The 26322-nt window shown below is 39.3% G+C and carries 28 protein-coding genes, 1 other RNA gene and 2 riboswitches; of the genes, 21 read left to right on the top strand and 8 right to left on the bottom strand.

Annotated elements, in window-relative coordinates; translation table 11 throughout:
* Positions 1–170 precede the first annotated feature (170 nt).
* Positions 171–761, top strand: a complete 591-nt coding sequence (locus tag AC1D0Y_RS13085; protein ID WP_477707686.1) for a superoxide dismutase family protein — start codon at positions 171–173, stop codon at positions 759–761.
* A gap of 116 nt (positions 762–877) precedes the next feature.
* The gene (locus tag AC1D0Y_RS13080; protein WP_217598797.1) at positions 878–2365 is read left to right on the top strand and encodes an FAD-dependent oxidoreductase; all 1488 of its coding nucleotides are present in this window, start codon (positions 878–880) and stop codon (positions 2363–2365) included.
* Between the two features lie 74 nt (positions 2366–2439).
* Here AC1D0Y_RS13080 and AC1D0Y_RS13075 read toward each other — a convergent pair whose 3' ends face one another.
* A complete protein-coding gene (locus AC1D0Y_RS13075) occupies positions 2440–3672 on the bottom strand; it encodes a helix-turn-helix domain-containing protein (protein WP_477707685.1) in 1233 nt (410 codons plus the stop codon).
* A gap of 308 nt (positions 3673–3980) precedes the next feature.
* On the opposite strand from AC1D0Y_RS13075, the gene AC1D0Y_RS13070 reads away from it, so the two are divergent.
* From AC1D0Y_RS13070 to AC1D0Y_RS13060, 3 genes are read left to right on the top strand one after another with little or no spacing between them, the layout of a single operon-like run.
* Positions 3981–4760, top strand: a complete 780-nt coding sequence (locus AC1D0Y_RS13070) for an SDR family NAD(P)-dependent oxidoreductase (RefSeq protein WP_028408699.1) — start codon at positions 3981–3983, stop codon at positions 4758–4760.
* 12 nt (positions 4761–4772) lie between these two features.
* Complete coding sequence (locus AC1D0Y_RS13065) at positions 4773–5075, top strand: ArsR/SmtB family transcription factor (RefSeq protein WP_477707684.1); 303 nt, start codon at positions 4773–4775, stop codon at positions 5073–5075.
* A 13-nt stretch (positions 5076–5088) separates the two neighbouring features.
* Entirely contained in the window at positions 5089–6489 is a 1401-nt protein-coding gene (locus tag AC1D0Y_RS13060; RefSeq protein WP_098249837.1) for an aldehyde dehydrogenase, read from the top strand.
* 28 nt (positions 6490–6517) lie between these two features.
* Here AC1D0Y_RS13060 and tenA read toward each other — a convergent pair whose 3' ends face one another.
* Positions 6518–7207: a thiaminase II gene (gene tenA, locus AC1D0Y_RS13055; protein ID WP_013056845.1), complete on the bottom strand. Its 690-nt coding sequence runs from the start codon at positions 7205–7207 to the stop codon at positions 6518–6520.
* A gap of 95 nt (positions 7208–7302) precedes the next feature.
* A riboswitch (TPP riboswitch) is annotated at positions 7303–7400 on the bottom strand.
* 226 nt (positions 7401–7626) lie between these two features.
* Here tenA and AC1D0Y_RS13050 point away from each other — a divergent pair.
* From AC1D0Y_RS13050 to AC1D0Y_RS13040, 3 genes are all read left to right on the top strand, one after another.
* The gene (locus AC1D0Y_RS13050; RefSeq protein ID WP_060745764.1) at positions 7627–8373 is read left to right on the top strand and encodes a TspO/MBR family protein; all 747 of its coding nucleotides are present in this window, start codon (positions 7627–7629) and stop codon (positions 8371–8373) included.
* Positions 8374–8675: 302 nt separating this feature from the next.
* Positions 8676–8858, top strand: a complete 183-nt coding sequence (locus AC1D0Y_RS13045; protein WP_013056847.1) for a hypothetical protein — start codon at positions 8676–8678, stop codon at positions 8856–8858.
* Positions 8859–9034: 176 nt separating this feature from the next.
* Entirely contained in the window at positions 9035–10369 is a 1335-nt protein-coding gene (locus AC1D0Y_RS13040) for a sodium-dependent transporter (RefSeq protein ID WP_098249835.1), read from the top strand.
* A gap of 31 nt (positions 10370–10400) precedes the next feature.
* Here the strand turns inward: AC1D0Y_RS13040 and AC1D0Y_RS13035 are convergent, their stop codons facing one another.
* Complete coding sequence (locus AC1D0Y_RS13035) at positions 10401–10976, bottom strand: cell wall hydrolase (protein ID WP_477707683.1); 576 nt, start codon at positions 10974–10976, stop codon at positions 10401–10403.
* A 250-nt stretch (positions 10977–11226) separates the two neighbouring features.
* Here AC1D0Y_RS13035 and AC1D0Y_RS13030 point away from each other — a divergent pair, with 250 nt between their 5' ends.
* The 5 genes from AC1D0Y_RS13030 (at position 11227) to AC1D0Y_RS13010 (ending at position 16118) form a co-directional block, all read left to right on the top strand.
* Positions 11227–12258, top strand: coding sequence for a LacI family DNA-binding transcriptional regulator (locus AC1D0Y_RS13030; protein WP_060745760.1), 1032 nt, complete (start codon positions 11227–11229; stop codon positions 12256–12258).
* An 89-nt stretch (positions 12259–12347) separates the two neighbouring features.
* On the top strand, positions 12348–13073 hold the full coding sequence (locus AC1D0Y_RS13025) for a ThuA domain-containing protein (RefSeq protein ID WP_060745759.1): 726 nt from the start codon (positions 12348–12350) through the stop codon (positions 13071–13073).
* 32 nt (positions 13074–13105) lie between these two features.
* Positions 13106–14131, top strand: a complete 1026-nt coding sequence (locus AC1D0Y_RS13020) for a Gfo/Idh/MocA family protein (RefSeq protein WP_098249833.1) — start codon at positions 13106–13108, stop codon at positions 14129–14131.
* A 12-nt stretch (positions 14132–14143) separates the two neighbouring features.
* Positions 14144–15148 (top strand): Gfo/Idh/MocA family protein, encoded by a 1005-nt coding sequence (locus tag AC1D0Y_RS13015; RefSeq protein WP_034275886.1) that lies wholly within the window; start codon positions 14144–14146, stop codon positions 15146–15148.
* A gap of 1 nt (position 15149) precedes the next feature.
* Positions 15150–16118 (top strand): sugar phosphate isomerase/epimerase family protein, encoded by a 969-nt coding sequence (locus AC1D0Y_RS13010; RefSeq protein ID WP_028408689.1) that lies wholly within the window; start codon positions 15150–15152, stop codon positions 16116–16118.
* A gap of 68 nt (positions 16119–16186) precedes the next feature.
* Here AC1D0Y_RS13010 and AC1D0Y_RS13005 read toward each other — a convergent pair whose 3' ends face one another.
* On the bottom strand, positions 16187–16795 hold the full coding sequence (locus AC1D0Y_RS13005) for a DNA-3-methyladenine glycosylase (protein WP_477707682.1): 609 nt from the start codon (positions 16793–16795) through the stop codon (positions 16187–16189).
* Here AC1D0Y_RS13005 and AC1D0Y_RS13000 point away from each other — a divergent pair.
* Both AC1D0Y_RS13000 and AC1D0Y_RS12995 read left to right on the top strand, forming a co-directional pair.
* Positions 16773–17042: a hypothetical protein gene (locus AC1D0Y_RS13000; RefSeq protein ID WP_098967283.1), complete on the top strand. Its 270-nt coding sequence runs from the start codon at positions 16773–16775 to the stop codon at positions 17040–17042. The genes AC1D0Y_RS13005 and AC1D0Y_RS13000 overlap by 23 nt on opposite strands.
* 215 nt (positions 17043–17257) lie before the next feature.
* On the top strand, positions 17258–18757 hold the full coding sequence (locus tag AC1D0Y_RS12995) for a UDP-N-acetylmuramoyl-L-alanyl-D-glutamate--2,6-diaminopimelate ligase (RefSeq protein WP_477707681.1): 1500 nt from the start codon (positions 17258–17260) through the stop codon (positions 18755–18757).
* 97 nt (positions 18758–18854) lie between these two features.
* Here AC1D0Y_RS12995 and AC1D0Y_RS12990 read toward each other — a convergent pair whose 3' ends face one another.
* Positions 18855–19361, bottom strand: coding sequence for a hypothetical protein (locus tag AC1D0Y_RS12990; protein WP_098249829.1), 507 nt, complete (start codon positions 19359–19361; stop codon positions 18855–18857).
* A 169-nt stretch (positions 19362–19530) separates the two neighbouring features.
* Here AC1D0Y_RS12990 and AC1D0Y_RS12985 point away from each other — a divergent pair, with 169 nt between their 5' ends.
* The 5 genes from AC1D0Y_RS12985 to thiE all read left to right on the top strand — a co-directional run bounded on the left by AC1D0Y_RS12985 (position 19531) and on the right by thiE (position 24065).
* Complete coding sequence (locus AC1D0Y_RS12985) at positions 19531–19995, top strand: GNAT family N-acetyltransferase (protein WP_477707680.1); 465 nt, start codon at positions 19531–19533, stop codon at positions 19993–19995.
* 318 nt (positions 19996–20313) lie between these two features.
* The gene (locus tag AC1D0Y_RS12980) at positions 20314–20913 is read left to right on the top strand and encodes a TetR/AcrR family transcriptional regulator (RefSeq protein ID WP_028408685.1); all 600 of its coding nucleotides are present in this window, start codon (positions 20314–20316) and stop codon (positions 20911–20913) included.
* A 96-nt stretch (positions 20914–21009) separates the two neighbouring features.
* Positions 21010–22227, top strand: a complete 1218-nt coding sequence (locus AC1D0Y_RS12975) for an MFS transporter (RefSeq protein ID WP_477707679.1) — start codon at positions 21010–21012, stop codon at positions 22225–22227.
* Between the two features lie 191 nt (positions 22228–22418).
* A riboswitch (TPP riboswitch) is annotated at positions 22419–22527 on the top strand.
* Between the two features lie 73 nt (positions 22528–22600).
* On the top strand, positions 22601–23407 hold the full coding sequence (thiM, locus tag AC1D0Y_RS12970; protein WP_060745752.1) for a hydroxyethylthiazole kinase: 807 nt from the start codon (positions 22601–22603) through the stop codon (positions 23405–23407).
* A 13-nt stretch (positions 23408–23420) separates the two neighbouring features.
* On the top strand, positions 23421–24065 hold the full coding sequence (thiE, locus tag AC1D0Y_RS12965; RefSeq protein WP_060745751.1) for a thiamine phosphate synthase: 645 nt from the start codon (positions 23421–23423) through the stop codon (positions 24063–24065).
* A 28-nt stretch (positions 24066–24093) separates the two neighbouring features.
* Here the strand turns inward: thiE and AC1D0Y_RS12960 are convergent, their stop codons facing one another.
* The 3 genes from AC1D0Y_RS12960 to AC1D0Y_RS12950 all read right to left on the bottom strand — a co-directional run bounded on the left by AC1D0Y_RS12960 (position 24094) and on the right by AC1D0Y_RS12950 (position 25577).
* Positions 24094–24522, bottom strand: a complete 429-nt coding sequence (locus AC1D0Y_RS12960; RefSeq protein WP_013082985.1) for a pyridoxamine 5'-phosphate oxidase family protein — start codon at positions 24520–24522, stop codon at positions 24094–24096.
* A 147-nt stretch (positions 24523–24669) separates the two neighbouring features.
* A non-coding RNA gene (gene ssrS / locus AC1D0Y_RS12955) (6S RNA) lies at positions 24670–24847 on the bottom strand.
* A 109-nt stretch (positions 24848–24956) separates the two neighbouring features.
* On the bottom strand, positions 24957–25577 hold the full coding sequence (locus tag AC1D0Y_RS12950) for a hypothetical protein (protein ID WP_028408682.1): 621 nt from the start codon (positions 25575–25577) through the stop codon (positions 24957–24959).
* Positions 25578–25730: 153 nt separating this feature from the next.
* Between AC1D0Y_RS12950 and AC1D0Y_RS12945 the strand changes: the two genes are divergently transcribed.
* A complete protein-coding gene (locus AC1D0Y_RS12945; RefSeq protein WP_028408681.1) occupies positions 25731–26183 on the top strand; it encodes a helix-turn-helix transcriptional regulator in 453 nt (150 codons plus the stop codon).
* The last annotated feature ends 139 nt before the right edge of the window (positions 26184–26322 follow it).

Here is a 26322-nt window from a genome sequence, read left to right as displayed (position 1 = left end):
TTTAGTTGAAGGAAAATCCGAACGATGAATCGAGGTTCTTCATTAAGAATCCAACTCGTTCGGATTTTTTCATTGGTAAGGTGAACGTATGTCTCAATCTTATTTTTGATGTCTAAAAAAAGGAAAATAGTGAAAGGATGGTGATAAATAAGAAAAAGGAGGAATCACGGATGCAAAAGTTGATAATGAACGGATGCGTAGTCTTTGTTCTGTTATTGTTAGGAGCATGCAGCATGGTAAAAGAGCAAAATAACGCTCATGAAAACCACCTGAAAACAGAGGAAGCAAAAGAAACAAGCGAAGTATCGGTAGAACCTGTTAAAGTGGATTTAACAAATACATCGGGTAAAAAAGTAGGAGAGGCTACCCTGTCAGAAGCAAAGAACGGCGTGCACATTAAATTAACTGCTCAAGGTCTTTCACCGGGGAGACATGGATTTCATATTCATGAAATAGGAAAATGTGAGGTGCCGGATTTTAAAACAGCGGGTGCCCATTTTAATCCTTTTAAACGTGAACACGGCTTTAAAAATACAAAAGGCCCGCATGCAGGTGATTTGCCCAATCTAGAAGTTGCTCCAAATGGCGAAGTAGATACAGAAATTTTTGCTTCTCTTGTCACTCTGCAAGAAGGAAAGCCGAATTCTCTTTTGGATATGGATGGATCGGCATTAGTGATACATGATAAAGTCGACGATTACACAACGGATCCTTCAGGAAACTCAGGAGATCGGATTGTTTGTGGAGTGATTACAAAATAAGCCAAAAAGCTGTGAGATCATTCACGGCTTTTTTATTTCAGTAACGAGCCGCTTCTAAATTGCGGTGAGCTTCTTTTTTTTGCACAATAGAAGAAAGAGCTAAAGAAGGTGAAAACATGCATAAGCAAGTTGTCGTAATAGGCGGAGGAATAGGTGGTTTAACAGCGGGAGCGCTTTTAGCTAAACATGACTATGAAGTGACGGTTTTAGAGGCTTCTCGAGAATGGGGAGGCTGTGCAGGGAAATTTCAGCGTCATTTGTATACGTTTCCTGTTGGGGCGACGCTTGGAATGGGATTTGAGCACGGAGGGATACATGAGCGAATCGGCACGTACCTTGGCCTAGAAATTGAAAAGGTTTCTCTTGAGAAAATCATGAAAGTTCATCTTCCTCATCGTACACTGATTTATTATCAAGACCGGTATCAGCATATTTCCTATCTTCAAAAACAATTTCCTCATAAAGCAAAAAATATTAGGAGCTTTTATGAAAATGTTTTTAGAATTGCAAAAGAAATTCGCAAGCTTATGCAGTCTCTGCCGGTTCTTCCTCCTCTAACAGTCGGTGAGTGGAGCAGGCTGGTAAGTTCGTTGAATTTTGGTTCTGTGAAGCTGTTGCCTTATTTTCATCAATCGTTTAGTTATTTACTAAAAAAACACAGCTTGCTAGACGAAGCGGACTTTCTTCATTTTGTTGATGGTCAATTAATAGACAGCATGCAGACAACGAGTGAGAACTGTTCAATGCTTATTGGATGTTTAGCGTTAGATATTTATCACGAAGGTGCTTTTTATGTGAATGGCGGCTTATACAAAGTCGCAGAAGCGCTGCAAAAATCGATTAAAGCCAGCGGAGGAAAAACGATTCTAGGAAGGAAAGTAGTAAAGATAGAGCGTGATAATGACGGGTGGATCGTGCATGATCATAGAGGTAACCATTACCGTGCATCAGACGTTGTATGCAACGCGCCGGTTCAAAGCTTAAAGTCTTTGCTGCATGATGAAGATTACCAGCATATTCATAAGCGGGCAAAAGAAAAAAGCGAGCTTCCGCAGTGGGGAACGTTTTCGATGTATTTTGCGATTGATGAAAGAGATCTGCCGCAAAAGGTAGAGTTGTTTCAGCAAGTACTTCAATCCGAACAAGGGGAAATGACGGAAGGAAATCATTTATTTCTCTCAGTCTCTCATCCTGACGATCGTTTTCGAGCGCCTCAAGGCAAGCGTACAATTACAGCGTCTACTCACATTGATCTTAGCAAGTGGAGTACCAAAGAAGCCTATGATCTTCAAAAACAAGTTCTTGAAAAAAAAATGGTAGCAGGCATTAAAACCATTATTCCTGGCATTGAAAAAGCAGAGCATCAAATTTCGGGAGCTCCTAAAGCATGGGAAAGGTTCACTTCTCGCCCAAGCGGCGGAGTGGGAGGCTTTCCGCAAACGTTAGATCATGCCTTGTTCAACAGCATTTCGCATCGATCTGGCTTAGAAGGAATGTGGTTATGCGGAGATACAGTATTTCCAGGAGCAGGAACTATAGGCGTATCGGTAAGCGGCTATCATGTTTTTCAAAGTATAACGTCTCATCGCCACGCGTTACCTTAACATTTCTTACATACAAACTACTATTGTTCATACTATTAAAAAACACCGGCCCTATTACCATAGGGCCGGTGTTTTCAGGAGAGAAACAGCTTCCACCACTTCCTTTTTCGCTTCATATCAGCAGCGGCGGTTTGTCTAAAGGTTTGGACAAAATCACTAAACATCTCTTCGCGTTCAGCTACGCTTTGACGATGAAGCTTACGTTCTTTCTCCATTTCTTTTAAATAATAGACTCGTTCCTCATTCATTGAATCAATTAAATCACGAAGCTCTTCTGTCGTATTAGTTGAAGAATTGTTTAATTTTTCAACCATAAATTTTACTTGATTCATCGCAACGGTGGAATTGCTTGAGAATCGGTCTAATAAATACTGCATTTCTTTAGAGGATTCATCCGCATTCTCCATGACATCTTTCATGAACAGGCGCATATCCTCGGTTTTCTCTTCAGCGATTGTTGAATAATCTTCAATCAAAGAAGTGACTTCATCAAACGATTTTTCGTTAGAACGGATAATTTTTTTAGACATATTCTCTACATCTCTTGCGCTGCGTTCTGAAGACTCAGAGATGTATGCCCCGACCGACTCCACCATTTCTACAGTTTGAGTAGCACTTTTTTCAAGCTCTCTTTTTACTTCTCCGACAATTTCTTCGCGAACTTCATTTCGCATACCTTCCCGCATTTCTTTTAACAAATCAGCTTTAAATGTATCAAGTACCTCAAACACATCTTCATAGCGGCGAACAGCTTCTACTAATTCCCCTTGAAGCAGTTCTTTTTCATTCACGACAAGGTCGTTTGGTTTTGGCTCTTCAATAGAAGCAGAAATAGCCTGCTTTTCTTCTTCAGTAGCTAATCGTGCTTCAGGTATAGGAGGGGTCTTCTCTTGCTTATTTTCTGAAATGCTTTCCTGCTTTTCAGCAGCTTTTTTCTTTTCTTGCTTCATTTGTTTATTGGAATGTTCTTGAAAATCAATGACGTTTTCTTTTTTAGCAGTTTTCAACTTTGCCGGTTCTTCTTCTTTTGAAATCGCTGCCTCTGATTCCATCACTAAATGCTCCTGTTCTTCTTGTTCTTTTATCAGCAGCTGAACGTATTCTTTGACTTCATCTAACGTACATTGTTCATCAAACAGCTGTTTAATATCATTAAATAATTCAATTTGTTCCTCTGTATAGACACGGGCCCCATCTACTCGTTCAATTGTTAAATAGCTGCCCAACAATTTTTCCCATTGTTTTAGCGTTTTCTTTTCTACCTCTAATTGATCACTTACTTTTTTAATTGTATATGTCTCCATCATTTTTCATTTCCTCCCTTATCTATTTTCATCCAACTATGTAATGGATTATTTGTTGTATGTTGTATTCACCATATCTTCACTTGTTTTCCTGCTAGGTGACAAAGGTTGTCAAAACTAGACGACATTAGCCTTCTATGTAAAGAAAACGCATATTTTGTAAAAAAATGTACAGAAATGCGCAAATGGCAAAAATGGAAAACATAAAAGAAAAGAAGAGTATAGAAAACAGTTGACGGGAAAAAATGAATCCTATAAGATAAGTTTAAATGTTTAAGTTCTTGAACATATAAACATAAGGAGTGAACACTATGTCACAGCATTATGCGCTCATCACCGGTGCGTCGGGAGGAATAGGTAAAGAGTTAGCTTATCAATTCGCAAAGGATGGGCATCCTGTAATTTTAGTTGCCAGAAGCGCTGATAAACTAACAGCGATTGGAGAGAATTTAAAATCTACTTACAATATTGACGTGATAACGGTTGTAAAGGATTTATCAAGAGAAGAAGAGATACAGTCACTATATGAAGAACTTAAAAATAAAAAAATACACGTTGACTATTTAGTGAACAATGCTGGTTTTGGACTATACGGCAAATTTATTGAAACAGCTTTAGACGACGAGTTAAACATGATTGATTTAAATATTCGAGCATTAACTCATTTAACAAAATTATTTTTACCGGATATGGTCAGAAGAAATCAAGGTAAGATTTTGAACATTGCGTCCGTTGCTGCATTTATGCCGGGTCCGCTTATGACGGTGTATTACGCAACAAAAGCGTACGTATTGTCTTTCACAGAGGCCCTTGAAAATGAATTAAAAGGTACCAATGTAACGGTAAGCGCTCTATGCCCGGGGCCAACTAAAACTGGTTTTAGCGACCGAGCCCAGCTAAGCAACTCCAAGCTTTTTCAAAGCGGTGCAATGGATGTAGAAACAGTAACGAAAGTTGGCTATAAAAAATTTATGAAAGGGCAGACGGTTATCGTACCAGGAGTGCAGTTTCGTCTCGCTACGTTCATCCCGCGCTTCGTGCCAAGAAAGTGGCTTACATCCGTTGTCCGCAGAACACAAGAAATTAAATAAAGGAGAATCTATATGAGTCAAAAAGCAGTCGAGTTATTTCGTGCCAGCATTCCTATTTTTCAGGCGCTAAGTGATTCAGCAAGACAAGATATTATTTTGCTGCTCGCGGAAAAAGAGCCTTTAACCGTAAATGAAATTGCAAAGGAGTCTGCGCTATCACGACCGGCAATTTCTCATCATTTAAAAATTCTACGCGATCAAAAGCTTGTGCAAATTGAGCAAAAAGGAACGCAGAGATATTATTCATTAGCTTTAAATGAGGCAGTTGAGCTATTAAAAAACTTGCTTGCTACAGTTGAAAGCGAATGTTTATAGGGAGATGAAAAAGATGAACCACGAGCAATTTTATATCACAGATGAAACGGTCATTGAGCATATTGTCTCTACACAAAAGCAGTATTTCTATGCGCAAAAGACAAAGAGTATCAGCAGCCGCATTCAAGCGCTGAATAAGCTAAGAGAAATAGTCAAACAAAATGAGCAGAGAATTATGGATGCTTTAAAACAAGATTTAAATAAATCTGAAGTAGAGGCTTACACGTCGGAAATCGGGATTTTACTAGAGGAGATTCGGTTTACGCTTAAACATTTAGCAAAATGGATGAAGCCTAAAAAAGTAAAAACCGCTTTAACACATGTGGGCTCTAAAGGGAAAATTGTTCCTGAACCGTATGGAGTTGCGTTAATTATTGCTCCGTGGAACTATCCGTTTCAATTAGCACTGTCTCCTTTAGTGGGAGCGATTGCCGCTGGAAACACGGCGATTATAAAACCTTCTGAACTAACGCCTAGCGTATCTCGCGTTATACAAGAATTACTGGCTGAAGCTTTTGACCCAGCATTTGTGACGGTGGTTGAAGGGGCTGTAGACACGACAAGTCTGCTTTTAAAACAGCCCCTTGATTATATTTTCTTTACGGGAAGTGTAAATGTAGGGAAAATTATTATGCAAGAAGCAGGGAAGCAGCTTATCCCCGTCACGCTTGAGCTAGGCGGAAAAAGTCCGTGCATTGTACATGAAGACGCAAACCTAGATCTTGCAGCGAAGCGAATTATGTTTGGTAAAGGGATGAATGCAGGCCAGACGTGCGTTGCTCCTGATTATTTGCTCGTGCATAAAAAAGTGAAAGCGCCGCTTGTAGAGAAACTTCGCGAAGCAATTTCTCAATTTTACGGTAGTAATCCACTTGAAAGCGACCGCTACGGCCGTATTGTCAGTGAGCGTCATTTTACTCGGCTAGTTGAGTTTTTAAAAGACGGAAATGCTATAGTTGGAGGCGGGTACAATAAGGACACGCTAACAATAGAACCTACGGTGTTAAGTGAAGTAAGCTGGACATCAGACGTTATGCAAGAAGAAATCTTTGGGCCTATTCTTCCTATGATTGAATATGAAACACTAGACGAAGTCATTCATAAAGTTCAAGAAAAAGCTAAGCCGTTAGCTCTTTACTTATTTACAGAAAGTGAAGATGTGCAAAACGTCATAACGGAGCGCCTTTCATTTGGAGGAGGCTGTATAAACGATACGCTTATGCATATCGCTACGCCATATTTGCCGTTTGGCGGAGTGGGAGAAAGCGGCACGGGTCAATATCATGGAAAAGACAGCTTTCAGACATTCACTCATTTTAAAAGCATGCTGTCTCAAACAACCAAGTTTGATTTGTCATTCCGCTATCCTTCGGAAAAACAAAGCTTGAAAATGATCAAAAAACTATTGAAATAAAAGAGCCTCCTGATAGGAGGCTTTTTCGTTATTTTGAAAGGGAAAGCTGAGAAAGCGGCCATTTTTCTTGGGTATATGCCATTTCCCAAAATAAATACTCCAGTTCACAGCTTTTGATGAAGTGATCTTTCATACGGTTACGTTCTTCTTCAGTCGCTTGTTCGGCGAGTTCATCAAGCTTGTTACAAAACCATTGTGTTGTGCCATTCATTTCTTCATTATTATAAAACTGAATCCATTCATAAAAAGGATGAGAAGGAGATGGATTTACTTGTTCTGTAATGCGCTGGCCAATTTCAACGTACGTCCATGGACATGGAAGAAGCACTGCAATGATTTCTGCTAAGCTGCCTGTATGCGCAACACTTGTCATATGGTTAATGTAGTGGCTGGCCGTCGGTGAAAGCGTCTCAGTGTGAAGGTCTTCATAACGTACGCCTGCTACTTCACAAAAATTATTGTGAGGATGTACTTCACTATGTAATACCGTAGAAATGCCGGCATTAAAGGCTTCCATTTCGGTACGCGTGCGGCATTTTGTTAAAGCAGCGCCGTAAATGCGAACAAATGCTGTTAAGTATTCGTAATCTTGAGAAACGTAGTGAATAAGCGCTTCTTTTGGCACGTTTCCTTCAGCAATTCCTTTAATAAAAGGATGGTTAAAAATGGCTTCGTAAATATAGTTTGCTTCTTGTCTTAATTGAGATGAAAATGACATCAAAATCCTCCTTTAATATGAGGAAGTCACAAACAAGCACATAAAGGAAATAAAAAACACTCCGTTTATAAACGGAGTGGCAAAGGACAGTAAAAAACTGAACATTGCCACTTTCCTACGCTGGTATGAGCCAGATCAGGTTCAAAGGGATCAAGAAAACTTGTCTCAGCCGGTGGCACCCCTAGTGGACTTCCTATTAATCTAAGTTTAACTTACCATATATTCTGAAAAATAGAAAGCGTTATGGGAAATTGTGTGCTAACCGCTTTTCTTTCTTAAAGAGGAAATTTCTTAAAGCTATTTTTAATCATTTTTGTTTAAAAATGCATATTTTTAGGGAAGAAGAGGTATTAATGAAGGGAAGAGCCGTTTTCGTCTCCGAAACACTCCCATATAAATAGAAGAAAGGAGAGAACAAAATGGCGAAATTTCGTTTGTATGCTGTATTAAATACAGTAGGCTTGGCTATTACACTGCTTGTGAATTATTTAGCAAATGCCATTCCAATAGGAGGCAAAACAACGGGAGAAGCTTCTGCGCAAGTTCCTACGTTGTTTACACCAGCTGGTTATGCCTTTGCTATCTGGGGCGTTATTTATTTATTATTAACCATTTGGGTTATACGCCAATTTTTTGCAAGAGAAGATCAAAAGGAAATATATGCACGTATCGGCATTTGGTTTTTTCTAAACTGTTTGTTAAATAGTGCGTGGATCTTTATTTTCCAAAACGATTACTATAAGTTATCTCTTTTAGTTATGCTCTTTATTCTAGGCACATTAATGATTGTGTATTCCATTATTCAGCATTCTCGAATGACGACATGGTTTATGCGTCTGCCAATTTCGCTTTATCTTGGATGGATTTCTGTTGCGACTATTGTCAATGTGTTTGTCGTATTTCAAGCAAATGGAATACAGCACTTGCTTGGCTTAAACGAGTTAGCATGGACGATTATTATGCTGCTGGTAGGAGCTGTGCTGGGCATCATGTTTACATTAAAAAACCGAGACGCTGTTTATCCGCTTGTTTTTATTTGGGCTTATATTGCCATTGCAGTGAAGCAAAGTGGAAATCAGCCAATTGTCATGACTGTCATTATTTCGATTGTTTTATTAGCAATTGCCATTATTGTGGGACTGATTAAACGCTATAGACGTTTTTAAAAAGAAGCTCTAGCTTTTGTAAGCTAGAGCTTTTTATGATGCTCTTTTGATTGTAAAAAAGCAGCTGTAAAAGCAATTAAGCTAATTAAAATACCAAAAGGAACAACAATTGGTACGAATGATAAAATAAATGTCATAAGTGTAACCTCCATGTTGCATCGGTGCATAATGAAAAATTCAACTTTTTTAAATTGAAGTTCCGCTACTATAGTATGCTAGGCTTTATGTTTGGAGCCTATATGTTTAGAAATAAACGAAAAAGGCAACATACGTTACATACAGGTTATATAGGAGGAGTTAAAATGGAAACATATTTAGTCGCTTACACAGATAAAGATGATATGGAATATAAACAAGTGACGTGCGAGAGCTATGAAGATGCAGAGCGTACGGTCCTTCGTTTAGAGAGAGAAGGGCATATGCATATTGAAGAAATTTCAAATCAAGAAGCCTACCGTGGAGATGAATCATCGTACAGAGAATAAATTTTGAATAGAAACACCGACCTTAAAATGAAGAAGCAGCTGCTTCTTCATTTTTTCTATTCTATATAGATATCGTTTTATAGAAAAAAGTAAAACGGGAATGATTTTCTTCTGCATTTATGGTACAGTACTAATCAGGTGAGTTTTGAGTTTAGAAGAGGAGAGAGTAACATTATATGAGTAAAGGAAATCAGTGGTCTTCACGCCTCGGTTTTATTTTAGCATCTGCTGGGGCAGCAATTGGTCTAGGAGCGATATGGAAGTTTCCATACGTAACGGGAACCAGTGGCGGTGGAGCATTTTTTGCGTTGTTTATTTTATTTACGATTTTTATTGGATTGCCGCTTCTGTTGGCAGAATTTATCATTGGAAGACATACGGGAAAAGAAGCGATTAGTGCTTATAAGGCAATTGCTCCAAAATCCGCTTGGGTATGGATTGGCAGGCTGGGAGTACTAAGCTGTGTCGTTTTGCTTTCCTTTTACAGCGTCGTTGGCGGCTGGGTGATTTTATATACGATTATGAGTGTAACCGGTATGCTAAGCGGAAAAGAGTACGGCGCGTTGTTCAATGCCGTCATTAGCCAACCTTATGTAGTATTAGGTGCACAGGCGCTGTTTTTATTAATTACAGTGTTTGTTATTTCAAAAGGCGTACAAAAAGGAATAGAGCGTGCTAATAAATACATGATGCCGCTGTTATTTATTTGTTTTATCATTATCGTGGTGCGTTCTCTAACATTAGACGGAGCAATGGACGGAGTAAAGTTCTTTTTAAAACCGGATTTTTCAGCCATTACAGGGTCATCTGTTCTCTATGCGCTCGGTCAGTCGTTTTTCTCGCTTTGCGTGGGATTATCCTGCATGGTGACATATAGCTCTTATTTAGGGAAAAAAGTAAGCTTGACGCGTTCAGCTGGCACTATTGCTATTTTGAACTTGTTTGTTTCGCTGCTGGCGGGCTTGGCTATTTTTCCAGCCGTTTTTTCGTTTGGATTAAAGCCAACTGAAGGACCTGGACTTTTGTTTGTGGTCTTGCCAACAGTATTTGAGAAAATGCCGTTTGGTACCGTCTTTTTAGCACTGTTTTTAATTTTATTTCTATTTGCTACGCTTACGTCTGCTTTTTCACTTCTGGAAATTATCGTAGCTGCTTTAACCAAAGACGATCAGACAAAACGAACTCGCTACGCTTCTTTATCAGGGATTCTTGTGTTTGTGGTAGGTATCCCATCAGCGCTTTCGTTTGGTGTACTAAAACATGTTTCACTTTTTGGCAGAAGTATATTTGACGTAGCTGACTTTTTTGTGAGCAACTTAATGCTGCCTCTTGGAAGTTTAGCCATTGCGATTTTTGTGACATTTAAAATGAAAAAAGAAGCCGTGTATGAAGAGTTTATTTCAGGAAGTACAAAAGGTGTTAAATTATTCAACGCATGGTTCTTTCTAGTTAAATACGTATTGCCTATTATTATTATAGCTGTTCTATTAAGCTTACTTGTTGCATATTAAAAAAAAGCACTCATCTGAGTGCTTTTTTTGTTTATTTTGCAAAAACGTGATTTCCGATTGTAATCGTAACCTGTTTTTGACGAAGCCATTGGTCGCTTGTTTTATCTGGATTAAAGAAGAATAACGAACCTTTTCCTTGACCTCTAAAAGCTAGTGCTTCATTTACAGCTTTTTGTGCTTCAGCATCCGCTGCTTTATTAATTTCACCGTTTTGTACAGGTGTAAACTGTGTACCTTGATAAATGACATCATGAATAGAGTTTGGGAAAGAATCGCTATCCACGCGGTTTAAGACAACTGTTGCTACAGCCACTTTGCCAGCGTAAGGTTCGCCTTTTGCTTCAGCTTGTACAAGGCGAGCTAACAATTCTTTATCACTTTCGCTAATAGAGTTAGGGATTGTTAGTGTTTCATTTGCATTAATAGAGTCCGTAGATTTGTGATTCGCTTCTTTTAACTGTTTAACCGTAACGCCGTATTCAGCGCCAATCTTGTAAAGAGTCTCTCCGGCTTTTACGCGATGAGTTGTTTCAGCGGCATTTGCCCCGTGACTCATGCCGAACATAGGAACTGCCAGCGCTCCAATAATTGCTAGTTTCTTAAACATAAAGTAAGTACCTCCTGAAATCCTTTTGAACGCCCCTTTTATCACGGATCGGTGCGTGCTGTGCACCGAACTTTATATGTACGTTTCAAAGATTAACAGGTGTCAATACATCTTGTCACTGCTTAAAACATGCCAATCTAGGAAGATATTATAATAGTTAACAGATAATTTGAAAAATAAGTTGACTGATAATAAAGGAGTGAATTATAATGAACGAGTAAATAGTTAACCGTTTAACTGGAGAGATTTTATGGGAGAAAAGATAACGATTCGTGATGTAGCGAAGCATGCAGGGGTGTCTGCAGCTTCAGTATCTTACGTCTTAAACGGAATTAACAAAGTATCCGATGAAACAAAAGAGCGAATCTTAACAGCGGTAAAAGAATTAAACTACGAACCAAATTTAACCGCCGTTAGTCTCTCGAAACAAAAGTCAAATATGATTGGCGTTATGTTCCCGCTTACAGATGATTCACTTTCTACTATATTTAAAGATAACCATTATTACAGCGAAATGATTAGTGGAATTGAATATGTAATCCGCAAGCATGGTTATGATCTAGTCATATCTGGAGCGAGTAGCCCAGCTGATTGCCTAAAATGGATTCGAACGAGAAATATTGATGGTCTTCTGTTTTTAGGAGCCTTCCCTCATCGATTGTATGAGAAAATGAAAGCGTTATCGAATCCGATTGTGCTAGTAGATACATATGAAAAGTACGAACGTGATTATCATCATATTTCTGTAGACGATGAGCATGGAGGATATCTAGCTACAACACATTTAGTGAATTTGGGGCACAAAGAAATTGCCTTTGTTGCTCATCACCTCGTCAATAGTCCAGTGGATAAAAAGAGGTATATAGGCTACGAGAAAGCATTAAAAGAAGCAGGCATTACACCATCAAAGACGTTTGTTTTTGAAGTGAACGAAAGTTCCTTTGATAACGGTTACAAATTAGGGAACAAGCTGCTGCAAGATCATAAGGATATTCGGGCGGTTTTTGCATCCTCTGATACGCTGGCGCTTGGAATTATGAAAGCACTGCAAGAAAAGGGGAAAAAAATTCCGCAGGACTACTCAATCGTAGGGTTTGATGACATAACGTTTAGCAGCTATGCATCTCCAAGTCTAACAACCATTCGTCAAGATGTATTTAACAAAGGAGTCGTCGCCGCGACGTCTGTTATTCAAGCAATTGAACACCGTTTCAGCACGCTGCAGCATGTGAAATTATCGGTTGAACTTATTATTCGAGATTCGACTGCTAAGCGCGGGTGAACCGCAGTAAGTTAACCGGTTAACCAAAGTTTAGCATTTATAAAAAAAGGGGATATAAGTTAGCATTCACAAAAAAAGGGGATATGAAAATGATTAATGTTACAGTATGGAATGAAAATCGTCATGAACAGAAAAATCCGGTGGTAAGAGAAATTTACCCTGAAGGCATTCACGGTGCCATCGCTTCTTTTTTAGAAGAAGGAGGGTTTCGTACGCACACCGCAACATTAGAAGAAGTAGAACACGGGTTGACTGAAGAAGTATTAAATCAAACGGATGTTTTAGTATGGTGGGGTCATTTAGCACATGACGAAGTAAAAGATGAGATCGTTGAGAAAGTAAAGCAGCGCGTGCTAGACGGTATGGGGCTTATTGTCTTACACTCAGGTCACTTTTCTAAAATTTTCAAAACGTTAATGGGCACAAGCTGCGACTTAAAATGGCGTGAAGCAGATGAAAAAGAGCGCTTGTGGGTAGTAGAACCGAGTCATCCGATTGTGGAAGGTATTGGTGAATTTATCGAGCTTGAGCGCGAAGAAATGTATGGAGAGCACTTTGATATTCCAGCACCTGATGAACTGATTTTCACGAGCTGGTTTGAAGGCGGAGAAATTTTCAGAAGCGGCTGCACGTACAAACGCGGAAACGGAAAAGTATTTTATTTCAGACCTGGACATGAAACATATCCAACATACCATAACAAAGACATTCAGCGTGTCATTATGAATGCGATTAAATGGGCAAAGCCAGCAGAGAGAAAACGTCCGGTTTACGGCAATGCGCAACCGCTTGAATCAATCGCTGTTAAAAACTAATTAATAATGCTTAAGCAAAGGGGATAGGAAAGATGGCAAAAGTAAAAATTGGCGTTATTGGGTGCGGAAGCATTGCGCAACACCGTCACTTACCAGAATATAAGATGAATGAACAAGTAGAATTAGTAGCCGTTTGCGATATAAACACAGAACGTGCAAACAGCGTAGCACAGCAGTACGGTGTAAAAGCTTACACAAACTATGAAGAACTTTTAGCAAGCGGTACAGTAGAAGCAGTGAGCGTATGTACGCCCAACTATCTTCATGCGCCTATTTCGGTTGCAGCGTTAAACAGCGGAGTTCATGTCCTGTGTGAAAAGCCGATGGCAACATCAGAAGAAGAAGCGAAAGCAATGATTGAAGCAGCAAAAACAAACGGTAAAAAACTAATGATCGGACATAATCAGCGCTTTGTAGCTTCTCATCAAAAAGCTCGTGAACTTATTGAAAAAGGGGAAATCGGTAAAATTTATAGTTTCCGTACGGCTTTTGGCCACGGTGGCCCTGAAGGTTGGAGCGTGGACGGAAAAGACAGCTGGTTCTTCAAAAAAGACGAAGCGTTTATTGGGGCTATGGGTGATTTAGGCGTTCATAAAACCGATATGCTCCGCTACATATTGAATGAAGAAATTGTAGAAGTCGGTGCATTTGTAGAAAGCAATGCAAAAGACTTTGCAAATGTAGACGACAATGCTGTGTGCGTATTAAAAACGGAAAGTGGGATTATCGGTACGCTTGCGGCAAGCTGGGCTTACAATGGAAAAGAAGATAACTCCACGATTGTTTACGGAGAGAAAGGGATTCTTCGTTTGGAGGACGACCCGACGTATTCATTAGTTGCACAATATGCAACGGGTGAAGTCGTGAACTATGAATTAGGAAAAATTCAATCGAACGATGAAGGCGGCCAAGGTAATTCTCACGTCATTGAACAATTTGTAGATGCAGTTGCAGAAGATAAAGAATCTCCTGTTCCTGGTGAAGAAGGATTAAAATCACTTGCTGTTATTTTAGCAGCTTTAAAATCAAGTCAAACGAAACAAATTACGCGCGTGTAAGAGGTGAAAAACGTGAGAATTGGCATAATCGGAGCAGGAGGGATTGCTGTAAGCAGGCATATCCCGGCATTCAAACAACTGGGTGATGAATGTGTGATTTGGGGGCTTAGCGATATTAATAGTGAAAGAGCCACAGAGGTAGCCAATGAGCATAATATCCCTCACGTATTTGTTGATTACAAAGATATGTTTAAAGAAGTGGATGCTGTATGTATTTGTACACCGAATAAATTTCACGCCGAGTTTGCAGTAGAAGCGCTAAAAGCAGGCGTTCACGTCCTATGTGAAAAGCCAATGGCGATGTCTAAAGAGCAAGGTGAAGAAATGCTTGCTGCTGCTAGAGAATCAGGTAAGCAGTTAGCGATTGCGTATCATTACCGATTCATGAAAGAAGCGCAGGCAGCGAAAAAAATGATGACAGAGGTAGGGCGCCCATTAGTTGCACGTGTCAGAGCAATGCGTCGCCGAAAGGTTCCCGGTTGGGGGGTATTTACGAACAAAGATCTTCAAGGAGGAGGCAGCTTAATTGATTACGGCTGCCATTTACTTGATTTAACGCTTTGGCTGATGGGAAACCCAAAGCATACTGAAGTGCTGGGAAGTACATATAATGACCTGAGTAAAACGCCTAACCAATTAAATCAATGGGGAGCATTTGATCATGAAGCATTCAGCGTGGATGATCATGTAACGGCCTATATTAAATTTGAAAATGGAGCGTCGCTTCTTTTAGAAACTTCTTGGGCTGCTAATATCGAAGATGATGAAGAGCACGTAAGCATATCAGGGGTAGATGGCGGTTTAAGCGTGTTTCCGTTTGAACTATACACGTCTAAAAACGGTATGCTCATGAACAGTACGTCACCTTGGATAGATGGAGAAGATGATTACAGCCTAAGTCAGGCTAAAAATTTCGTTGAAGCGTGTAAAGGAAATGCTGAATTAGTGGTAAAGCCACAAGAAGCGCTTCAAGTCTCAGCTATTATTGACGAAATATATCGCACAGGGGGAAATTAAAATGAAACTTGGAGTATTCACGGTCTTATTTGCGGATCTTTCTTTTGAAGAGATGTTAGATAAAGTAAAAGCAGCAGGTCTTCATGCTGTTGAAATCGGAACGGGGGGCTATCCGGGAAACAGTCATTGTCCGTTAGATGAGCTGCTTGAAGATGAACAAAAAAGAGAAGCCTATATGAAGCAGATAAAAGACCGCGGACTTACAATCAGTGCATTTAGCTGCCACGGCAATCCTATTTCACCTGAGGCAAGTTTTGCAAAAGAATCTGACGAAACGCTTCGCAAGACCATCCAACTAGCATCATTAGTAGGTGTTCCAGTGGTTAACTGCTTTTCTGGAACAGCAGGAGATCACGAAGAAGCGAAGTACCCAAACTGGCCTGTTACTCCTTGGCCTAACGAGTATGGAGACGTCTTGAATTGGCAGTGGGAAAATAAGCTTGTTCCTTATTGGAAAGAAATTGGAGAACTAGCGGAGGAGCATAATGTAAAAATTGGTTTAGAACTTCACGGCGGATTTTTAGTTCATACTCCGTATACGCTGCTAAAGCTTCGCGAAAAAACAAGTCCAGCGATTGGCGCTAACCTTGATCCAAGTCATTTATGGTGGCAAGGAATTGATCCGGTAGGAGCTATTAAAATTTTAGCAAAAGAAAATGCGATTCATCATTTCCATGCAAAGGATACGTACTTGGACCAGGATAATATTAACATGTACGGCCTGACGGATATGCAGCCATACGGAGAGGTCCAAACGCGTGCATGGACGTTTAGATCCGTAGGATGCGGACATGATGTAAAAGAGTGGTCTGATATGATGAGTGCACTTCGCACATACGGATACGATTATGTAGTCAGCATTGAGCACGAAGATCCAATCATGTCGATTGAAGAAGGATTTAAACGCGCGGTTACAAACTTACAAAGTGTATTAATTGAAGAAACTCCCTCACAAATGTGGTGGGCGTAAGCAAAAAGAAGCATCTCTAAAAAGAGGTGCTTCTTTTATTTTCGTGAATAAATCAATTCGCCTTTTGTTCACCTGAATTTCGATACAAACGGGTGATTGGTAACCCAAAAGCGCCAAGGGTAATCCTTCGCCTCACCAGAATTATCAATGCCAACGCGAGGTCCGGCGGAAATCTCTGAAGGAGTGAAGCCACGAGCAATATAAAGAGGAGGGCTGGTTAAATCATGACCGTACAAATCCATTGAAACCCCTAGTGCTTTTGTTAGTTTCCCGGGACCGTTTGTCCAATTTATTTCATTTTCCATCCCTCGACGTCTAGTTTTCATCAAATCTTTTCCGCTAAAGGGCTCAATAGCTCGAATGAGGACGCCTTCTGGACAATCGATGTCGCTGCTTACAACATTGAGTAGACAATGTGTATGCATTGTATGCGTATAGGCATGAGCAGGAGGACCGAACATGATCTCCGTCCTTTTTGTGCGCCGGTTATTAAAACTATGAGCTGCTCGGTCGAAAGGCCCTTTGTAAGCCTCTGTTTCTACAATGAAACCAGATGCAGTTCCTTCTGCCGTTTCGTGAACAAGAAGACATCCTAACAGCGACTGAGCTAATTCAAGTGTAGGCTGTTGATAAAATAAAAGAGGAAGTGGTTCAATGTCTAAAAGAGAACGCGTCATTTGCTGTAGTCCATCCTTTCAAAACAGAGTCATTCACGCTGTTATGCGCATCTTTTATTATGATGTTTTCTTTGTTATTTTGCAAAGAGAGGCACTGATTCATACAGTAATCTTTCTTACCCCACGTTCAAGTATTGATCATGATTCAACTTACTCTATGAAATTATTTTATTTTAAAGAATGGTTTCGTTTTGCACGTATAGGGGGAATATTTTACTACAATGCTTCGCTTTTGCTGCTGGTATGATATACACAGTTCATCCATATTTTACATACTTTTAGTTTTAAAAAATAGTGATCCGTCTTTTCTTTATTTTCGTTCTACACATGAAAGCAAAATAAGAAGATTGAATTGTAGAAAGTTCTTTATAAATGGAAATAAAGAAAAAATATCCTTCAAAGAGTATTTAAGGGATTTTAGAACATATTAAAAATAAAATTTATACACTGTGAGGAATAGCTATGAACATCCACTTTGATACATTAATGAACTTATCAATTAAACATATTTTTGGGCCTGCATCTCAAACGATCAACCATTTGACATATCACTCAAAGCAGGTTTACGACGGATCAGTATTTTTTAGTATAAAAGGTGAAAATGAAGATGGACATCAATATATTAAAGAAGCTATAGCTAGAGGAGCCGTAGCAGTCTTTGGGACAAGCATTGAGGAGCTGCGTCTTTTGAGCACTCAGTATTCTCACTGTACGTTTTTAGCTGTTGATGACGTTCGCAAAGTAATGGCCTCTTTTTCTAAAATGTATTTTGATTATACGGATGAAAAAATTGAGACAATTGGCGTTACAGGTACAAATGGTAAAACAACCGTAGCAGCTTACGTAAGGTCGCTTTTAACTCTTTTAAAATTGCCGACAGGATCGATTGGCACGACCGGCATTTGGTCATCAAAGAAGAAGTTAGTTTATAAAAAAAGTACGCCTACAACACCTGAATCGGTAGACTTGCATAAAATTTTTTATGATTTGTATACACGAGGCGATGAAGCGGCAGTGATGGAAGTATCTTCAATTGCGATTGATCAGCAGCGAGTAGAAGATATTTATTTTGATGTCGCCATTCACACAAATCTTTCAGAAGAGCACTTAGAGTATCATAAAACGTTTGAGCACTATAAAAAATGCAAGATGAAATTATTTCAGCAGGCAAAACATGCCGTTATTAATATAGATGATCAGGACATGGGTAAAGACTTGAGCAGGCTATTTGAAGGACCTAAAGTCACGTATAGCTTATTAAATAATGCGGAGGCAACTCTGCAAGCAAAAAACATTACTGTCAAAGAAGGGGGCTCTTTCTTTGATTTACTTTATAAAGGACAGTCATACAAAGTAGCAGTGCCTGTATATGGCGATTACAACATTGCTAACGTGCTAGCGGCCATTGGTACAGCTCTTCATTTTGAATACCACATTGAAGATATTATTAGCGTGCTTCCTAAATTGGAAAGTCCAGAAGGACGCTTTCAAGTGATAGAAGGTCCTAATAACCAAAAAGTGATTTTAGACTATGCCCATACGCCTGTTGCCCTTACGCGTTTAGTAGAAGAAGTAAAAAAGATGGAGTATAACCAGCTCATTGTCATGATTGCAGGGATCGGCATTCGAGATTTTAATAAAATGCCTAAAATGGCGCGTGTCATTGAAGGAAAAGCTGATGGAATTGTCGTAACTGTTGATCATCCAGGTCATCATGATCCGAACGTGATTGTAGATCAAGTAATGACAGGTTTTTTAAATCCAAGCGCAAGTAATATTCACCGTGCCCCTACTCGAACAGAAGGAGTATTAAAGTCGCTTTCTTTAGGAAAGCCAAATGATATTATTTTACTTACAAGCGGCTGTATTAACGGCGCTCAGCTTGTAAAAGGAAACGAAATTCCGCATTCAGATGAAGAAATTATTGCCTCTTATTATGCATCGTTAAGCAATATTTCCTAATACTCTTCTTCGTTTATCGAACGAACGTGGAGAAATTGAAACAGCATACGAAAGAAGGTCTCTTACTATTTTTAGAGACCTTCTTTTTGCATCAAAACTATAGGCTGTTTTCTCGCTGTGTTTTTAGTTCTTCAATTTTTACATCATGTTCTTTAGCCAGCTTTTTAATAGCGGCATTGTAATCGCGTATCCCTTTTCGTGCCTCATCAAGCATAGCGTTTGCCTCAGCAATAAGGTTGCGGTCCTGCTTTTCTAAAGCGCTGACAATTTTAATGAAAGCATTATACTGGGTATTGGCAGCCTTTATATAGCCTTCATGAACCTTTCGAAGATCGTCGGTTTCTACATCGATGTTTTCCAGTTCGTCGACAAATTTACGATAGGTAGGAATGACTTCACTCGTCATCGTATCATACATCACTGCGTCACTTGTGTAGTTAGCGCCTGTAACAGAATCGTATGCGTCAATCGCTTCTTTTTCAAGCTGAGCGGCTTTTTTTAAATCTTGATTGTTATAGTCGATTAAATCATCTTGAACAGGATCACTAAAGCAGGCGGATAATAAAAACAAAAGAGGGACAAGACAAAATAAAACCTTCTTCAACGAATTTCACCTCCGTTTAACAATGTATGAAACATCTGCTTGGCAAAGTCGATTTTAATAACTGTGAAAAAGAAGGGAGTGTATAAAAGGATTTTTAAAGGTTGACAGTGAATTTATTCATAAGTAGGTTTGTAGTTGACCGCCCGTTAGTAGCAGGAAGGAAGAGAAAATGATTAAAATAAAAAGAGACCACTTAACGAACAATGAAGTTATTGAACTAGTAAGTTCTCACCTTCAAGGAATGAACTTACATTCACCTCCTGAAAGTATTCATGCTCTAAATATTGAAAGCTTAAAACACCGTGATATTACGTTTTGGAGCGTGTGGGAAGACAGACAGCTAGCAGGGTGCGGGGCTATAAAAGAGCTAGATGAGCATCACGGAGAAATTAAATCGATGCGAACAGCCGCGGCTCATTTGCGAAAAGGCATTGCTAGGGAGCTGCTGCAGTACATAATAAATGAAGCGAAAAAACGAGGATACCGACGCTTAACCTTAGAAACAGGATCCGCTTCTGCTTTTGAACCGGCTAGAAAGCTATACGCCAGTTTTGGATTTTACGAGTGCGAACCGTTTTCTACCTACAAAGAAGATCCATACAGTGTATTTATGACAAAGAAATTGAATGATTGATTAAAAGAGGCCGGAACAAAAGTATTTTAGTCAAAGAAGATCCGAACGATGAATCAAAATTTTTGATGAAGAATCCAACTCGTTCGGATTTTTTTATGGTGATGGTGAACGTAGGTTTCATATATGCAGTGGCTTCTAGCGGTTGATTTAGTTATGTCTCAACCTCTTTGTTTTTTTGTTTTGTCATAATTCATATAAAAAGGTATAAACTAGATTTTTTCACTAGACAAAAAGGATTTTCCTATGTAGTATAGGTGTCAGATAATACAAAACGAATGTTCAGTATAAATAATAAATGTGCCGGGCGGTGGAAATAGCTTGAATAAAAAAAAGCTTCAAAGTGAACAAACCAAAAGAAAAGTGGCAGATGCCGCTAAAGCATTGTTTTCTCAAAAAGGCTATAAAGCTACATCTATTGAGGAAATTGTAGAAGCTACGGGAAGCAGTAAAGGGAATATTTATTATCACTTTAAAAGTAAAGAAGGGCTTTTTCTCTATTTAATAGACGAATGGGATCTCGAGTGGGAACGCAACTGGAAAGAAAGAGAGTCTCTTTACAAAACAACAAGAGATAAGCTTTTTGGAATTGCGGAGCAAATCATTTTAGATGATTTAAATCATCCTCTTACGAAAGCTGCCGATGAGTTTTTTAACAACGAGGAAAAGGGCAGCGACATCGAAGAGCGAATTGATGAGATGGTGAAACGACACGTGGAGTTTAACCGGGAGCTTTTGCAAAAAGGCATTGATGAAGGAGAGTTTTCTCCTAAAAATGCAGAACAGCTTGCAGTGATTTTAGAAGGGCTGTTTGTTGGAATGAGCCGCATGTCTCGAAAAACGAACACGGAAAATGCCCTGAAGCTTTACCATTCAGCAATCGATGTATTTTTAAACGGAATCATAGCAAGGTCTTCTTAAATAATCGGGGATGCTTATTGCGGTAATGAGTAATCCCTCATTATTTTGTATTTTTATAGACCGAACGTTCAGTATTTTTGTAATCAGGAGGTTTATATGTCATTATTGTTAAGAAATCGAGCGGCGATTTTGCTGCTCATGCTAAATATTTTTATTGTTTTTACAGGAATCGGTCTCGTTATTCCAATTATGCCAACATATATGACGGAGCTTCATATCAACGGCAGCGTGATGGGGCTTTTAGTAGCGGTGTTTTCACTGACTCAATTTTTGTTTTCACCTTTAGCGGGTCGGTTATCAGATTCGTTAGGGAGAAAGAAAATTATTGTAGCGGGAATGATTGTTTTTGCCTTGTCTGAATGGTTCTTTGGTTCAGTGAGTACACCTCTTTTATTATTTTTATCGAGAATGTTAGGCGGGGTTGGGGCCGCGCTCATTATGCCTGCTGTTATGGCCTATACAGCGGACGTGACGTCTGCTAAAGAACGCGCTAAAGGAATGGGCTATGTGACGGCGGCGATTACAACAGGATTTATTATTGGACCCGGTATCGGCGGCTTTTTAGCTGAATACGGCATGCGTGTACCATTTTATATGGCCGCAGTAGCAGGAGGCTTGGCTGCAGTGATTACGCTTCTTGTTTTGCCAGAGTCTCGTCCTGTACAAAATCATGCTGTTTCAAACAATGAGAATCCAAAAGAAGAGCGGCTGCTACTGCAGCTTATGAATTCTTATAAAGAACCTTATTTTTTAAGTTTAATTATTGTTTTTGTGACATCGTTTGGATTATCCAATTATGAAACGATTTTTTCACTATTTGTTGATCATAAATTTAGCTTTACGCCAAAAGATATTGCGTTTGTTATTACGTTCGGCTCTATTGCGGGGGCTGTAGTGCAGGTTACGATTTTTGGGTGGATTTTAAATAAGTTTGGTGAAAAAAGAGTGATTTCGTTTTGCTTGATGATGACGGGACTTTTTATTTTACTTACGCTATTTGTGCACACGTACTGGCTTATTATTGTTGTGACATTTATCGTTTTTTTAGCAACAGATATTTTACGTCCGGCAATCAGCACGCAAATGTCGATGATGGCACAAGACGACCAAGGATATGTAGCCGGACTAAATTCTGCTTATACAAGTCTTGGAAATATTATTGGCCCCGTTGTAGCAGGCTTTCTCTTTGATATAAACATTAATTATCCGTACGTATCAGCTGCACTTGTACTGCTTCTTTGTTTTCTTTTATCTTTAAGAGCAGGGAAGGACAGAAAAACAGTTGTGAGAAATCAAGCGGTTCAAGAGAAATAACCATAAGGAAAAATGATAGAATTCTTAGGGAATAGAAGACCTCCAGTAGCTTACTGGAGGTCTTTTGATTATTCTTTGAGGAATGGTGTAAGCTTTAAAGCGCCACTCAGCCTATAGAGAAGCTTTATTTTATCGGCAAAACAGTGAAATGGTTGCAAATAAAAAAGGTTAATAGTAAACTTTAAACGTAACAAGAATAGTATGGGAGCTTGCGCGGGGCAGGCTGAGAGTACAGGGACGCCTGTTGACCATTTGAACCTGTTGGATAATGCCAGCGCAGGGAATGTGAGTACATACCAAAGCACTTTGCGCATGCAAGGTGCTTTTTTGTCTTTTTTGCAGTGTTAAAACTAAATGAAAAGAGTGAAAAAACATGGATATTAGTAAAATTTCAGCTCAATTAGAGAAAGTAAGAGACATAAGTCCGCTTGTTCATAATATTACGAATGTTGTGGTAACCAACTTTACAGCAAATGGACTGCTTGCACTAGGAGCTTCACCTGTTATGGCTTATGCGAAAGAAGAAGTGGCTGACATGGCACGAATCGCCGGAGCGCTTGTCTTAAATATGGGTACACTGACGGCTCAAGAAGTAGAAGCGATGAGAATAGCAGGAAAATCAGCAAATGAAAATGGCGTGCCGGTTATTTTCGATCCTGTAGGAGCCGGAGCGACCCCGTTTCGTACAGAAGTAGCACGTCAGCTTGTAGAAGAATTAAATATGGCAGTTATTCGTGGTAACGCTGCTGAAGTTGCGAATGTAGTAGGCGAGTCATGGCTCATTAAAGGCGTTGATTCATTAGAAGGGCAAGGAGACGTCATTGAACTTGCTGAGAAAGCAGCGAACAAATTAGATACAGTGATTGTTATCACGGGTAAACAAGATGTAATCACAGATGGAAACAAAACGTATACAGTAGACAACGGTCACCCGTTATTTACGAAAGTGACGGGGACTGGATGTCTGCTGACATCAATTATAGGAGCTTTCGCTGCTGTAGAAAAAGAATATGTCGAGGCAAGCGTTGCTGCTTTAAGTTTTTACGGAGTGGCAGGTGAAATCGCCGCAGCGAAAAAAGGTGAAGAAGGGCCGGGAAGCTTTCAAATTGAGCTGTTAAACCAGCTTCATCTTTTATCTGGGCAGGATATTGAATCATATGCAAGAGTACATCAACGTTAAAAGGAGCCGGAAAATGACAAACAAAGAAATCAAAAAGCTGCTGCAAGTTTATTTTATAATGGGCAGCAATAACTGTACAAAAGATCCGAGAGCAGTGTTGAAAGAAGCAATTGAAGGCGGCGTTACTGTGTTTCAATTCCGTGAAAAAGGCGAGGGTGCCCTAACAGGAGAAGCGAAATATCAGCTGGCGAAGGAACTTCAGCAAATTTGTCAGCAGCACAGCGTTCCTTTTGTTGTGAATGATGATCTTGACTTAGCGATCCGCTTACAAGCAGATGGCGTTCATATTGGACAAGAAGATGAAAAAGCTCATATTGTTCGAGAGAAAATAGGAAAAGGAATTGTAGGCGTCTCTGTTCATAATGCACAAGAGCTGCAGCAAGCGATAAAAGACGGGGCGGATTATGTAGGAATGGGGCCTGTTTTTCCTACGTCTACAAAAAAAGACGCAAAAGCAGTGCAAGGTACAAAGTTAATTGAAGAAGTACGAAACCAGAATATTGACTTTCCAATTGTAGGAATCGGCGGGATCACGCCTGAAAATGCCAAACAAGTAGTAGAAGCAGGTGCAGATGGCGTTTCTATTATTACCGCGATTAGCTTAGCAGCGTCTCCAAAAGAAAAAGCAGCTCAATTGAAAGAAGCGGTAGGAAAATAAAAAAAGCGCACAGTGTGCGCTTTTTTTATTATAGCTGAACAGTTTGAGGAGTTTCTTCGCCTTCATTCATAAAGCGAATTTCGTTCGGCGTAATTTCAAGAACAACATACTCAGGGTCATTTGGACCGTCAAACCATTCTTTCATGTGATCGTTCCATATACGTCCTTTTAATTGATCACCAGTACGAAGAACAGCTGTACCAGATAATTCTAAGTATTGATCGCCATATCCTTCGCCGCTGTAGCCCAATAGTACGTGCACGTTCGGATTGGCTTCGATTTCTTCTGCCTTATGTGTATTGATATTTGTTGGTGTGTAAAGAGCGATACCATCTTCATCGCTAAAGAATGTCATATAGCGAGAGTGGGGTTTGTTGTTTACAACTGTAGCTAATGTTCCTACACGATTTCCTTCTAATACTTCGTTTACTTTTTTAGCAATTTTTTGTTCATTCATTTTATCCATCTCCTTTATTACTTTTTATGTTCCTCAATCGAAGATAAATAAAACATACATGTCTAAAAAAAATATAAGTTAACAATAAAATAATTATGTAAACTAATAAAATAAAAAATAAAAAAAGCTAGCTACAGCTAACTAAAAAATAAGCCCGCACTGCCGTAACCCTAAGTGTCTTAAATACCCAGATCTACTAGGTGGGTGCCCTCATAGCCGGGTTTAGCGTCCCAAGAAGGGCGTGCTATCTGCAGCTAAATTTTGAGCTCCCTTTTAACACTCAAAGGTTTAAGACAACATGAGTATACGCACAGCGCAGGTATGTATAACAAATGTAAATAAGATGCCGATATATAAATGTTTTCTAATTAATCAACTTTCATCGTACAAGAAATTATTATAACGGAATAATGAATGGAACGCAAGACTTTTATTTAAAGTTTTTCTTCTCTAACATCTTGGCGGGGAAGCAGTAACAAAATAAGAAAAGGGCCGGCAACTGGAATGAAACATAAAAGAAGGTAAGGCCGGGATGCTATCCTTTCTTTTGTCATAACGGAGTAAGAAAGCCACGTTAAAACAAAAAAATCAGCGGTCATCACGCTAACAAGCTGTGACTGCATAAAAGCTTCTCCATAAGCTTTTATTGAACCTATGGATAGTCCGTATACGTAACCTGCAATCGTGAGCGCTAAGCATAGTCCAATCCATAGACGAGAAGAAATGATAGTAATGAAACGTGAAGGAATACGCGAATGTTTTCGAACTTTTTGTCCTTTCCAATGATAATAGAACAAAAGAGAAAAAGCTCCAACCCCAAATGATAGAAGAGAAAATGGCCATCCAGGCAGTTTGTATGTATCTTTTTTACAGATCATTACCATAAACAATATTGGGAAAAGTCCCAAAAAAGAGAATACCATAACCACGAGCGGATCTACCTGTTGAAAATTTCCTGTGATAAGTTTTTTAAACAGTAAATCATCAGAGGCGCTTGCTCCCGGAGCTAGCAGAAAGGCGTATAGTACAAGCACAGCCCATACAATGATATACATATTCTCAACTCCTTTTAATTGTTTTGGTGTACAAAAACCATTTCAGTATATTTCCCCGTCTTGTGACGAAGGGAAACGCTTGAAACTCTTCTTTAATTAGGTGTAATATTACACTAAAGAAATGTACGTGTATAGAAAGAAAGGGCTGTGAAAATGAATAAACAAGAAGTAATTAAATCAGTATCGGATAAAATACGATTAATTCGTTTAGAAAGAAACTATTCACAAGACAGAATGGCTGAAGTCATTGGTATTTCCAAAAAAACATTGGTTCAAATTGAAAAAGGGCGCACGGAAGCAGGGTGGACGACCACTGTTGCAGTATGCGGTTTGTTTGGTGACAGTGAAATCCTTCAATCGGTTTTAGGAGACGTTCCTTTAGAAGTAGTAGAAATCATTGCTCATAACGGCGTATCTTCTCCAAAAGATAAAACGCTCGGAGGAAGAGTATGGTGGAAAGAAATTCAAAAAGAAGGCTCTTTTCGTCTGCAGCAAAATATGATTAGTCAGCACTATCGCATTTTAGATGACCAAGACTATCGATGGTTTAGTTCATTTGATAAAAGCGAAGCGGTAAAAAGGTTTGAACAATTAACGAATGAATAAAAAGAGGCCGGGACATAACAAAATCACTGCATATATGAAACCTACATTCACTCTACTCATAAAAAAATCCGAACGAATTTGATTCTCCATCAGGAGTCTTGATTCATCGTTCGGATTTTTCTTCCACTGCTATACTTTT

Source organism: Priestia sp. P1_B12_1 (assembly GCF_056406695.1).
This window is presented reverse-complemented; position numbering and strand designations above follow the sequence as displayed.